Origin of the sequence: Rhodococcus sp. 05-340-2 (assembly GCF_002258915.1) — a bacterium.
In the GTDB taxonomy this organism is placed as follows: domain Bacteria; phylum Actinomycetota; class Actinomycetes; order Mycobacteriales; family Mycobacteriaceae; genus Rhodococcoides.
This window is the reverse complement of record NZ_NOYU01000032.1, coordinates 154989-167775: the sequence shown is the minus strand read 5'-3', so window position 1 is coordinate 167775 and position 12787 is coordinate 154989. Positions and strand designations below refer to the sequence as shown.

The 12787-nt window shown below is 61.3% G+C and carries 8 protein-coding genes and 3 pseudogenes; 2 read left to right on the top strand and 9 right to left on the bottom strand.

The window, feature by feature from the left end; translation table 11 throughout:
• Nucleotides 1-1035: 1035 nt before the first annotated feature.
• From catC to CH271_RS20435, 6 genes and pseudogenes are all read right to left on the bottom strand, one after another.
• The gene (gene catC, locus CH271_RS20460; protein WP_032393654.1) at nucleotides 1036-1317 is read right to left on the bottom strand and encodes a muconolactone Delta-isomerase; all 282 of its coding nucleotides are present in this window, start codon (nucleotides 1315-1317) and stop codon (nucleotides 1036-1038) included.
• Between the two features lie 19 nt (nucleotides 1318-1336).
• Nucleotides 1337-2460, bottom strand: a pseudogene (locus CH271_RS20455) (muconate/chloromuconate family cycloisomerase).
• A gap of 51 nt (nucleotides 2461-2511) precedes the next feature.
• A pseudogene (locus tag CH271_RS20450) lies at nucleotides 2512-3263 on the bottom strand (dioxygenase family protein).
• A 293-nt stretch (nucleotides 3264-3556) separates the two neighbouring features.
• Nucleotides 3557-4531, bottom strand: a complete 975-nt coding sequence (locus tag CH271_RS20445) for an amidohydrolase family protein (RefSeq protein WP_032393653.1) — start codon at nucleotides 4529-4531, stop codon at nucleotides 3557-3559.
• 66 nt (nucleotides 4532-4597) lie between these two features.
• On the bottom strand, nucleotides 4598-5869 hold the full coding sequence (locus CH271_RS20440) for an FAD-dependent oxidoreductase (RefSeq protein ID WP_032393652.1): 1272 nt from the start codon (nucleotides 5867-5869) through the stop codon (nucleotides 4598-4600).
• A gap of 33 nt (nucleotides 5870-5902) precedes the next feature.
• Nucleotides 5903-7153: an MFS transporter gene (locus CH271_RS20435; protein WP_052049213.1), complete on the bottom strand. Its 1251-nt coding sequence runs from the start codon at nucleotides 7151-7153 to the stop codon at nucleotides 5903-5905.
• Nucleotides 7154-7316: 163 nt separating this feature from the next.
• Between CH271_RS20435 and CH271_RS20430 the strand changes: the two genes are divergently transcribed.
• The gene (locus CH271_RS20430) at nucleotides 7317-8207 is read left to right on the top strand and encodes a LysR family transcriptional regulator (protein WP_032393651.1); all 891 of its coding nucleotides are present in this window, start codon (nucleotides 7317-7319) and stop codon (nucleotides 8205-8207) included.
• A 199-nt stretch (nucleotides 8208-8406) separates the two neighbouring features.
• Nucleotides 8407-9267 (top strand): hypothetical protein, encoded by an 861-nt coding sequence (locus CH271_RS20425; RefSeq protein ID WP_230596599.1) that lies wholly within the window; start codon nucleotides 8407-8409, stop codon nucleotides 9265-9267.
• Here the strand turns inward: CH271_RS20425 and CH271_RS20420 are convergent.
• The 3 genes and pseudogenes from CH271_RS20420 to CH271_RS20410 form a co-directional block, all read right to left on the bottom strand.
• A complete protein-coding gene (locus tag CH271_RS20420; protein ID WP_254925545.1) occupies nucleotides 9264-9686 on the bottom strand; it encodes a DUF488 domain-containing protein in 423 nt (140 codons plus the stop codon). The two genes, CH271_RS20425 and CH271_RS20420, sit on opposite strands and share 4 nt — an antisense overlap.
• Nucleotides 9687-9799: 113 nt before the next feature.
• Nucleotides 9800-10973, bottom strand: a pseudogene (locus tag CH271_RS20415) (integrase).
• A 334-nt stretch (nucleotides 10974-11307) separates the two neighbouring features.
• Nucleotides 11308-12108 carry a DUF2637 domain-containing protein gene (locus CH271_RS20410; RefSeq protein WP_052049211.1) on the bottom strand — a complete coding sequence of 267 codons (801 nt, stop codon included), beginning with the start codon at nucleotides 12106-12108 and terminating at the stop codon, nucleotides 11308-11310.
• Nucleotides 12109-12787 lie beyond the last annotated feature (679 nt).

The following is a 12787-nucleotide window of genomic DNA, read 5'->3' as shown; positions in this document are numbered from 1 at the left end:
CAGACGAAGCAAAGATCGTCTACCCATCACACATCCGCCCCCCTCGCCAAACGCCTCCGGCACCGTAGTATCACCATCTTGTACCCACAAGCGGCGGCCCGTGCGGGGGTTGCGGGAGTTCGTCACCCGATCCGGGACATTGGAAGAGTTCGATTGCTCGCAATTCGTCACTTTCGCAACTATCGGTGATCGCGTACAAGTCAGAAACGTTCCTTCTCTCGCCGATTGACTTGTCGAGGTAGACCCGATCACGGGCGATGCCGATCAAGCAGAGAAACCCGATCTTGAATGCGATATCCCGTCGGGTGTTGCTGCTCGTCACGCACATCTGGCGCGCATTCTCGTCGACCCGAGCGTAATAGTTCCAGTGGGAGGCTAGGGGGAAATGCAATATTCCGGTGGACGCTTCCAAGGGTCTGTCTGGAGCCTGGAGTAAGTCACCATCACTTGCGTCAGTTTCAGAAGACCCCACTTCAGAAATTGACAGCCTGGCCAAACGCCGCAAGGGGTGACTAGAGCCTCGAAGGTATTACCGAGGGATCTCCACCCCACACGAGCCGCGACGTCAGACGAGATGGGACGACCGGGTAGGAAGTGCATCGCAATGTCGAGTGGAGACTCGTCGAACGAGGTTCGTACGTTCTCGAGGACTTCGTTCGAAAGTGCTGTCCCTGTTCGTAGTCGACGTAGACGAAGAGGTCAGGACGAGATTCACGGCGCCGGCCGCTGGCAGGTCGAGGTAGTCGTCGCCGACCCAGACACCATTTCGCTCCCAGTGATCAGGTATGTTGTCGCCATCGTCATCGGGCCATTCCCACCACCGCGATTCAGGCGACTGACTTTGCGGGACGTTGCGCACATCGTTGAGGCTCGGGACACCATCGGTGACAGTGACCTCTTCACTCTCGTGGTTCGGACTCCAACCGTGTGCGTCGGCGTTGGACGACGCCCAGCTGCCGTATCTGAACGCATCGGCTAGTTTTCAGCTCTCCGATAAGTGGAGCGGCAAGTCGGGTTCTCGCCCGAACGGATCGGCTACTTGACGTCGGATGCGTGGCGTGTGAGGGGCAGGACCTCGATGGTCATGTACGGAAAAAGCGGCAGGTTCCACAGAATCTCGTGTAGCTCGTCGGCGTCACGGACGTCGAAGATGCTGAAGTTACTGAACTGCCCTACGATTCGCCAAATCTCGGGCCATTTGCCGTCACGCTGTAGCTGCTGAGAGTATTCCTTCTCCCGTGCGACCGTGTCGGCCCTTACCGCCGGGTCCAGGTCGTGCGGGATAGCTACGTCCATCCGGACGTGAAAGAATGCCATGGGTCAATCCCCTTGTTCCTTAGTTTCGAGTCCACGTCTTGACGGCATCCAGGTTGAGTTCCACTCCGAGACCTGGACCTTCCGGCAGAGGTGAACTTGTCCGTTCTCGTATCGAAGCGGAACCTGAAGAAGTTCCTCATCGAACAACAACGGCCCGAACAACTCGGTGCCGAAGTCGATGGCCGGCTCGGAGCATGCGAACTGGATCGATGCCGCCGTACCGATAGGGCCCTCGATCGACGTGGCGCCGTGGCAGGCAACACCGGCAGCCTTCGCTATTGCTGCGATCTCCGCACTCTTCTTCAGCCCACCGCTCTTGGTCGTCTTGATCGCGATGATGTCGGCCGCGCGCCGCTGCACGATCTCGAGCGCGTCGTGAGGAGTCCGGACACTCTCGTCCGCCATCACCGGCACCGGCAAAAGCGCGTTGAGCTCGGCGAGGACCTCGAATTGGTCTGCGGGGGTAGGCTGTTCGATCATCTCGACGCCACCCGCGGCCAGTCTCGGCAAGTATTTCAGAGCGGTGAGACGATCCCACCGAGCATTCATGTCAACGCGCACCCCCGCCTTGCCCTCTAGCGCCTGTGCAATGCGAACAACACGTGCTATGTCCTCGGCCGGATCGAGTGCCCCCATTTTCAGTTTGAAGCTGAAATTGAGGTTGGCGTCGAGCTTCTCCTGCGCCTCTCCGACGATCTCGTCGGCCGATGCCGCACCGAGTGCCCATGTCACGTCGACACTACGGCGAAACGCTCCGCCGAGGAGCGTATGCACCGGGACATCGAGCGATCGCGCCCACGCGTCGTGCAAGGCGACGTCGACCGACGCCTTGGCGAAACGCGCGTTGGTAACGACCCGCTCGATGTCCCGCTGGATTCCGGTGATGTCGTCGACACGACGACCGACAAGCACAGGCACGATGTACTTCTCGACGATCGCCTGCATCGTCTCGACCGACTCACCGCCCCACCATGGGCCTCCTGGCACGACACCTTCGCCGTACCCCACTGCCCCGCCTCTGGTTCGGACGGCCACCAACAGGAGCGGCTGCGCCGTCATCGACGTTGTGGCGAACTTGTGTGGCCGGACAAGAGGAACGTCGAGGATGGTGGTGGTGACGGATTCGATCGTCAGATCGGACATCGGCCTTCTTTCCAGAGGTGGAGATAGCTTCGATTTCGGCGCCGGCGACGGTCAGGCCGGGTCGAGGACGAAGTCGTAGCTGACGTAGTCCTTGCCGCCGCCTCCCGGAACCGGGTCGAGGATCAGCTCGGGCTTGGTGGCCGTCGCGACATCGTCGTCCACGTACTCGCCACCGCGGAAGTACAGCTGAGTGGTCACCGACGCTTTACCGGGGGCCGAGACGATCAGGTGTAGGTGCGCCGGACGCCACGGATGCGCCGCCTGTGCCGCGACGAATGCGCCGGTCGGGCCGTCCGTCGGAATCTGGTACGGCGCAGGCTGAATCGTTCCACGTGTGCACCGGCAAGGCCGTTGCCGTCCAGATCTTTGACCTGGCCGGAGAAGACGAGCGGGATGACCTTACGATCCTCGTCACGCATCGGCAGCGTCGCAACGGATCCGAGCTCGGGAGCACCTGCGATGTAGTACGGACCTTCGATGCTGCCCTTGGTGCCCTTGCGGCTCTTCGCAAGAACCTCTTCGACGGAGTGCTCGATGAACACGTCGAGGAACAGCGGCCACTCCCCGCCCTCGCCGACGTCGATGAGCCACTGCTTGAGCACTCGGTACTCCGGGTAGGTCACCTCGTGATCGATGATTACTTGATTGAGCGCTGCTAGAGCATCTTTCGCGATGGCGGCGACACGCTCGGGCGGAGTGTCCGCGGAGACACGCTCGTTCTTGAACTTGTCGGTTGCAGCGCTACCGGACCCGGCCGCGGTCGGAGTCGCGACGGTGTCGCTGCGGGCTTCTGCTGTGGTCATTGTGGGACTCCATAAAGCTGAGGTTGCAGGAAGGCGTAATGGCTTATTGCTCACCACCCATACGCGATGCTCTGGCGGCTGTGGTGCGGCGTTGGTTGCCATGGGGTGTGCGACGATCGGGTGCCGACGAGCAGCGGTCGCACATGGTGTGGGTTCCAGTCGAGGTTTGTCGACGATCAGTCCGACCCCTCTGCGGGGGGCGACGCACGGACCGGGTCGTCTACGGCTCAATGTGCGCTATGGCGGACTTTTGCAGAGCGCGATCCGTGCGTCGTCCACGTCGTGCCAGTTAGCTAGATTTTCAACAGCCGCTGTGCATTGGTACGGGCAATCTTGATGTGGTCGTTTTCGTTGAGTTCGAGCCGGTCGAACCATGTTGCGGCTTCGCGCATGTCTTCGAAGGGATAGTCGGCGGAGAAGAGCAGCCGGTCGGTTCCGACTTCTTGGATGGTGTTGAGCAGTGCCGGCGACCGAAAGTTTCCGCTGGTTGTGAGGTAGAAGTTGTTGCGTAGATAGTGTCCGAAGGATCGTTCGATCTTTATACCTCTCGGTGCCACCGCCACTCGGTGGTCGGTTCGCCAGATGTTGTACGGCAGAAGCTCACCGAGATGGCCGAGAATGATCGATAGGTTCGGGTGCCGGTCGAAGAGCCCGCTGCCCATCAGGCGTAGTGCGTGGGTTCCGGTTTCGACAGAGAACGCCCACGCTGAGCCGTAGAGCCAGGGATGCCCGTTGTACTGAGGGCTCGTTGCTTCGAGCGGGTCGCGTGGGTGTAGGTAGACGGGGACGTCGAGCTCTGCGACGGTGGCCCAGAATTCTGCGTACCGCTCGTCGTCGAGGTAGACGACGGTGTTCTCGTCCCCGATCTGAGAGAATCCGTTGACCAGCGCCCCAACCAATCCCAATTCGGTTACTGCTCGTCGGATTTCACGAGTTGCTGCGTCGGGGTCTTGCATGGGCAGCGCTGCGAAGGACGCAAATCTGTCGGGGCGCTGCGCGACCTGCTTGGCTGCGTAATCGTTCAAACGTAAGGCCCAGTCGACAGCGTGTGCGGTGTCGTGGAGGGATTGGATTCCTGGTGAGAGTAGTGAGAGGACAGCTTTTTCGATGTCGCATTCGTCCATCAGGTGTAGTCGCGACTCGTGAATGTCGAGCAGCATGTCACGGTGTGCCGGCCATGCATCGGCGGTGAAGTGTGTAGCCGATTGCTCGACGATGTTCGGATCGGTGGCACCGAAGTGCTCCTCCAGTGCGATCTTGGCGACCATGGGATTCGACTCCTGTTTTCGTTGTTGCGATAGGACTTGCTGTACGGGCGGCGAGACGGGCAGTGATCAGGCGTGAACGTGTTCCGGGAGCCGGGCGCCTTGGCGTTGGAGTTCGCCGCGCACCGATTCGGTAGTGCACTGCGTTGTCAGGGCTTGTTGGGCGGCGGCGACTCCTGATGCCTGGCCGGTGGCGAATGCTGTCCCCATCACTCGGACCGATGCCCCTGCTTGACGGTCTCCGTCGAGGGTGCGCCCGGCGGCGTAGAGGTTGGAGCGGTTTGTGCTTTGCAAGCAGCCGAGCGTGATCGGGAAGTATCCGGGTTCTCCGATGAATGTCCATGTCGAGGGTCTGCCGGCTCCTGGGTGGTATTCCATGGGCCAGGCGCCGATGGCAACAGCGTTCTCCGTGGTGGTGGGGTGGAGGATGTCGTTTTCAGTGAGTTTGTCCCTGGCGATGATGTGCCTGGATTCGCGTGTGCCGAGTTCGGGTCCGGTGGTGACGATGTACGCGTTCTCGGCGCCGGGGATCGTACGCAGCGCATCGAGGTAGGCCTGGGCTTGTACACGGGCGTGACTCTCGGCGCGGCTGGTGTCTCGGGCGGACCGCGCGTCGTAACCCTCGTCGACGAGGTAGGCAATCACGTCCCCCGAGATCGGCATTCTGGCAACCAGGCCGGACTCGGCTAGCAAGTTCGTCTTTCCTGATGCTTTGGCATCGCGGACGGCCGCACCGAGGGTGGCGACGGTGACGTCGGCGTCCGCGTCGATGCCGCCGAATCGGACTCCGAGGCTGCCGTTTTGGACCCAGCCGTCGGTTCCGTAGCGAACGTCGGCGGCAGCGTGATGGGCCAGATCGGCGTCACCGGTGGCGTCGACGAAGGCGTCGGCGGTGAACTGGTGAAGACCTTCGTGGTCGGCGACGTCGATGGAGGTGATGCGGTCTCCATCGGTGTGGGCGCCGATGAGCAAGCTGTGCAGGCGCACGTCCACACCTGCGTCGCTGCAGAGTTGGTCCAGGACCACTTTGACGTTTTCCGGGTCGAAGACGACGGTGACGGCGTTGTACTTGCGCGGTGCGCTGACGGCGCCGCGTGCTTCGAGTGCGGCGACGACTTCGTCGGCGACCCCGAAGACCATTTGCGTGAGGTCGTCACGCGTGTAGAGACCCGCGTAAGTGACGACATTGCGCAGGGTAGCTGCCCCACCGAGGCACGGTCCGCGCTCGATGAGCAGTGTGCGAGCCCCTGCCCTTCGGGCGCCGATTGCTGCAGCTACTCCGCCAGAGCCGCCGCCAGCGACGATGACGTCGTAATGATTGTCGTTGCTGGTCGATATCATGAGATATATGTCAACTTTCCGTGTTCAGGTTTCTCAGTGTGCGGAGACGGGCTTGGTGGAGGTTGTGGCTGCGGGGATGACTTCGTGGATGTCGCTGCTTCGCAGGAACAGCAGCGGAAGGACGGCCAGCAGCGGTCCGGCAGCGAGGACGACGAAGACCGTCTGGAACGAGCTCGTCGCTCCGTAGACCAAGCCGACAACAGTGGGCACGATGGTGCTGCCGAGCTGCCAGAATGCGTTGACCCCGCCCGTGGCGGATCCCGCAAGTTGTCCTCCGGACAGTGATGGAATCATCGCCATGAGCACGGGACTGTAGACGTAGGCCGCGATCCCCAAGAACGGTGCGATCCAGAGGAATTGGGTTGCGGTCGTGGCGAAGCTGAAGACGATGAGGCATGTGGCGAAAGCAACGAGGATGGCGATGGCAAGATTTCTGCGGCTCAACCCGAGTGCGTCACCGATGTAGCCGATGACGGGTTTGGAGAACACTGCGACTGCTCCGAAGATCACCACGACCGTTCCGGCTCGGACCGGATCGATTCCGGCGCCTTTGACCATCAGCAAGTTCGACCACGTCACGAATCCGTAGGTACCCCAGAGGGCACCGAACCCGGCGAGACCGAGCATCAGCAGGCTGCGGTTGCGAAAGAGCGGGCGCAGGTTCGGTTTGTTCGATTCGCCATCCCGGCGAAGGATCAGCGGACCCTGACGCAAACCGAGCAGGCAGACGACGCCGAGAGCGATCGAGATGAACCCGAATAGGTGGTAAGAGGTGCGCCAGCTGTGCGACCCGATCAACGAGGGAACAACGGCGTTGGCGATGACGAGTCCGAGGGAGGTAGCGGTCATGAAGATACCCATCGCGAAGCCGCGACGTTCGGGTACGAACCAGCTGGTGATCAGTTTGACGCCGGCGCCGACTTCTGCGCCGGCACACAGTCCGATCAGGGCCTGAAACAGCAGCCCCAGGGCTTGACTCTCGGCTTCGCCGAACGCGAGCATGAAACCACCGGACATCAAGATCGACAGTCCGACCGTTCGGCGGCTTCCGAACCAGTCGGCGATGAATCCTCCGACAGCCGTCGAGATGACATAACCGATGTAGTAGGTGGTGGCAAATATTCCGAGACCGGCGACCGCCACTCCGAGATCTTCGCCGACCGAGCCGGCTGCGGGTCCCCATGTCGCCCGGTCCACCGATGTCATAGTGAAAGCCGCCCAGCACAGCGTCAGCACGACCCAGCGATACCTGGGGTCGGATGCGACGGGGGTTACTGCAGCCATTGTGATGTTCCTTTCGATTCATTGAGAGCTCCGCATGAACTCACGATTCGATGTGGCGCCCGCCACAATGAAAACTCAGATTTCGGCGCCGATCCAATGCCGATGTCCACTTGGGGGTATCAGGCAAAGTTATAGAGTGGTTCGGAAGAGGAGAGTCAGCAACATGGAACTACGTCAGCTTCGCTATTTTGTGGAGGCGTTCGACCGCGGTTCGTTGTCGGCCGCCGCCAAATCGTTGGTCGTTTCGCAGCCTGCTCTGACCCGGCAACTTCAGCTGCTCGAGCGTGAGTGTGGTGTGGCGTTGTTCGAACGAGTGCCCACCGGATTGCTACCTACCCGATCCGGGACAGCGCTGTATCAGCACGTGGTCACAATGCTGAGATACGCAGACTCCGCACGAGATGCGGCACGCGAAGCCGGGCCCGTGCGGGAGACAGTCGAGATCGGGTTGGCACCTGGGCTGGCGTTGCCGTGGCTGGACAATTGGATCAACGCCGTTCATCTTCGGCATCCAGAGGTGTATCTATCGCTGTCCGACTCCAGCAGCAATACTCACCTTCACAGGATCCGCTCCGGCCACCTGGATATAGCGTTCTTGCATGAACCACCGCCGCAGGATCTGTACCAGCAGCTCGTCCTCGAAGACGATTTCGGAGTGGTGATGGCCGGCGACCCTCTGACTACGGGCACCGACGACACATTCGAACTTCGGGAACTCGATGCTCTCGATGTACTGGTTCATTCGCGCGAACAAGTTCCCATCGGCCACGACCAACTCGTCGCCGCCGCTCACCAAGTCGGTGCGAATCCACGATGGCATTACGCGAACTACACCGAAAACGCTCATGCCTGTATGCGTGCCACCGGCGCCACAGCGGCGATCATGGCCCAAGTCAGCGCCGACAGATTACTCCCCGGATGGACGTGGAGACGCCTGGTGAACCCATCTTTGGTCATGCACACCTGGCTTGTCCGGCAGAACGTTGTGCGGCGGGCAGTCGTCGACGTCTCCACCACCATCTCCGATGCCGTACAAGAACAAGCGAAACAATGACACTCGGGCATGCTCGCTTCCGTGTCTACTTGATCGTAAGAGGGTGCATGGTTGCGGCCCGCTCCTATGGGCACAGTTGGCTTGAAGATGCTGGCTGCCCCGGCACTGACGGGGTACGCCACTAAGAGCGGAGCGGGCATTGGTGCCGCGCAGCTTACTTCGCTGAGAAGCCGCCTGATCGAACCGATACGCTGCGTCGATGGACAAGATCAGGGAGTTGGTGATGCTCAAAGCGCCTCGGCCCGGAGAGGAAACGGCCGAATTGATGGTCACCGTCAAGACTTATCCGAACCCGAGCGAGACATATGGGGAGACGGTCTGTGTGGCGGGTGTCCGACTCGACCGCGGGCGTCCTGAGTGGATTCGGTTGTACCCGGTAAAGTTTCGGAACGCAGACTTCGACAGTCGCTTCAGGAAATACGAGATCATTCGAGTCAACGGTACCTACCATCAGGCCCGGGACAATCGTCCCGAGTCTTTCCGTCCTCGTCAAGACGAACTAATACACGTTGAGCAGCTGGACACGAGCAGTAACTGGTATCGGCGGCGACAAAATCTCGACGGTTTGATTGGTAGCACGACGATGTGTGATCTGCTCGATCGAAACCCTCTGGGTGGCATGGGAAAACCATCTCCGTCGCTGGGTTTGATCAAACCGAGCGACATTGAGACCAGCGTGGTCGAGGGAGATCGTTGGACGGTCAACGAACAGGCAAAAATCGACAAGGCCTCGGCTCCAGACCTTTTCGGAACGTCCGTTCAGCCTCTGGAAACTGCCCCGTTTGCGGTGCGGTACAAGTACCGCTGCGAGGCTCGGAAGTGCAGAGGTCACAAGCACGACCAGAAAGTTCTGGACTGGGAGGTAGGCCAGGCAGGGCGACGTTGGCTGCGCGAGTACGGCGTTGACGGGGTCAAAGAGGCGATGCTGAAGAAGTGGCGCGATGACCTGTTGTCTTCAGGCAACGACGTCCACTTCTTCGTTGGTAATCAGAATCGTCGCCGACGCTCATTTTCGGTCCTCGGGGTGTGGTATCCAAAGGTGGAGGACACGTTGTTCTAGACGTGCACCACTTCAGCGTTCGGACGCGTCCTGAGAAGTCGGTCTACCACGATGTTGCGATGGCACTCGGAATGGTTGTCTTCGAAGCACAGAAGCGCCACTGCACCACCGTCCATGAGCTCACACACGTGGGCAAGTGCGTCGGTTGCTGCTGCCGTATCGAGCACCTGGTGGTAGCGAATCAGCGACTTAGCTTCGCCAGCGCGGAATCCGGCTCGATTGTCCTTGGGGTTGCCTAGGGCTCTGTGATGAACATAGTCGATACCGGCAGCGCGAAGGGCTTCGCCCAATTTCGTCTTCGACAGCCCCGGCTTGCGACTGAGAGGGGTTAGGCGCACGTCGACCAGAACGGTCACGTTCTGCCCAAGCAGCTGGTTTACTAGATCGCTGACTGTCTTACCTTCGTAGCCAATGCTCACGAGGGTTCCTACTGAGGTGTTGTAGCTGGAAGCAACGGTTCCCACGGCACTATCGTGCACCATCCGCCAAACGCGCTCGATAGCACCCAGGATGCGGCGTGACATCTCTTACCTCACAGGCCGATGTCGGTCACGGCGTTTCCGACCAGAGGGGCATGCTCCCGGCGGTACACCTCGACGGAGTCGAGTCTGGCGTGACCAGTTTGACGTGCGATGGCGGATCCGTCGGCGCGCCGTTGCGGGTGCTTTGAGTAACGAACCGGGCGCGAAGTGAATGCCCACCGAGTTTGGCGATGGCCGTGGGGTCGTAACCGGCGTGTGCGGCGCGGCGGCGAATGGTCTGGTGGATGGCAGCCCCGGACAGCGGCGTGAGGCCGAGGTTGCCGTTCTTCGCGACAGCCCGCAGCAGCGGTGCTCGGGCGGTGCGCGGCACTCCCCCGCGACACACATGAGCGTCGAACGGTTTCAGCTTACGCAGCAGGCGGATGACGGACGGTCGGCCGCCGGTGTCGAAGGCGGCGAGGACCTGCATCCAGCGAACGCAGGCGCAGGGTGGACAGGTTTCGTAAGACCCTGTGTAGGGCAGGGGTTCACCGCTCCCCTGCCCTCCTGATCGGTCTTCGACTTCCGTATTCGCACGTGTAGACCGTCGTGCCGGTGCACGGTGGTCGCCCCACAGCAGCTCGGAGAGCTCGCTGCGGCGGAACGCGCGCCGGCGAACCCGAGCAGCAGACTGGCTGAGTCGCGGCGCTCGAGCACCTCGTCGGCCCACGCCCGGCACCTTTGTCTGGCAGTACCGACAAGGATCTTGATGTCGTCGACCAGAAGCGGGTCCCGGGGGGGGGTGCGGGGCCGGTCGCCCGCTGAGGCGTACTCCCGACGGATCCCCGACATCGTCGCGGTCACGAGTTCGTGTGCGGATGGGGATAGGCGCCCTGTTGTGCGGTGCTGGTGGTTGATCGCGGCGATCCAGGTGCCGAAGGTGGCGACGGCGTAGGCCCGCTCCCCCGCTTCGGTGCGGGTGTCGGCCGCGTCGACGAGATAGGCGGCGACCGTGACCGGGCGCGCCGGCAACGCGGCGTACCCTTCGCGCTCGCACCAGCCGGCGAAGCGTCGCCACCCGGCGGCGTAGGTGCGCCGGGTGCCCTCGGACCGTGACGATTCGACTAATTTGGCGATCCGCGTGGCCACGGCCGGTGGGATCTCGGGCTCCGTTGCCGTCGACGCAAGCTCGGCAGAGGCTGCCGTTGCGCTCACCGCAGGCGTTCGGCCTGGTCGGAAGGCCATAGCTCCAAGCCTAGCGCAGGTCACGGACAGGTCTGCAGAGAAGAACTGTGCTGAGGTGGCGTTTTGCTGTAAACGCTGCGGAAAATGCAATTTGCGTTCTAACATTCCGCCCGATTTGGACGCGTACCGCTAGGTTAAATTCTATTCTTCCGCAGCGTATTTAGAAATACAAGCGCGCACAATGCTGCCAGTCGAGATGTACGCTCTCGTAGATGTATTGCCGTTCAACGGATTTGCCTCTATCGAACGAGTCTTGACTTGTTGGCCGCATGTTCGGAGATGGGAGCTTCAACCACTTCCTACGCTCGACCCTAAGTGTGCGCGAACGGCACTGCTAGACAAGCGCAGGCAGGCTCTCTGGATGCCCGACTGCGGGTTTTTCGTTCAGTGCGGCAATCGTTTGTTGCGAGCCGCACTGCTTCGCTGTTGTCATCTGCAGGTCAAACCAAGCGGCGAGATGCACGCTCACAGTGGCCGTCTGGACGTCGAGTTCGGCGGCAACATCATTGTAGCTCCAATCAGGGTGTTGGAGGTACACGAGTACAGTTGCCCAAACATCGGGATCGAGTCCCCCGCTCACGCGCGCTGGAAAGGCCGAAGATACGGCGTTGGACCAATCCGAACCCAGCTGCTGCTCGCCGTCGGCCGCGAATGGACGATGCGCTCTTGGCGCACGCAGAATGACCGCAAGCACCTCCGTCATCGCGAGGAGAAAGACTGGAGCGACAGTAGCGATTCCGGATGCCACAACGGCCGGGACCGAATCTGGGGTCAATGTTGCGTGGTAGCCGTTGCCGAAAATCGACGCGCCGGCGGCGACGGCTAGGACGGTAAGTATGAACCTGCGACCGCGAACCGTTTTCGGGTCGGTGTGGTGAGAAAGGGCCAGTGCAATTACCGTCGTTGCGACGATCGCGCCGTCAAGGACAGCGGGCAAAGCCCAAGCGAGCCGTGGATCGGTTCCGGCCATAACCGCTAACTCTCGTAGCGCCGCAAACGACAGCCAGAACGAGGACGCGGCGATCCCCACGGTCAATGCGATACCTGTCATCAACGCGGCAAAAAGCACCCGCGGTTGGACTGTTGGCTCTGCTGACTGGTCGACCGCGACGCTTAGCTGCTTGCGCGCGTCCATTCAAGGCTCCTTCTGTTGGCGACTGCGGGCGTCGATGCCCTGTAGGACTGTTCACGATTGTTTGCTGAGCGTCTAACCGCTTGCAGCAGTTGGAATCGTCGTAGTACAGCGGAAAGCCCGCCGCGCCAGTTTGCAACTTCAGTTGACTCGCAGGTACAGACGTAACGCCTGCTCGACGAGAGCGCTTCGACTGCCAGCGCCCCAATCGCCAGCTAACTGGTCGAGGATCGCCGCGTCCGAATTGATCACGCCCGCGAGCGGAACCCGAGACAGCGGTGCGCTGTGCCGCCTGCGGGTGGGCCTTCCCACCTCCGCGCGTCTAAACATGCCTGTGCCCGCTGTCGCGGCTGCGTCTGCCCAGTGCGCCTTCAGGTCGTCGGCGTGCTTTTCGACGGCATCCAGAACGACCTGTCCGTAAGAACGCGCTGTTGTGGGGTTTGCGCCCCGCTCTTCTAACGTGAGCGTTCGGAGAGCGCTATAGACCTCGTGTGGAAGTGCCACTTCAGGTGGAGCTACACGACCTGCGTTCGTCGTCGAGTCTCGTTTTGAGTTTCGCCGTCGCGCATCAGTACGACGTGGGGCGACGGTTTGTTTCTCGTCGGTGTCCTGAGGTGCAGCAACCTCTAAAGCGGCTTCCCCGACTGCAGAGGGAGTGGCGTCCTGCGGATTCGGGGCAGGT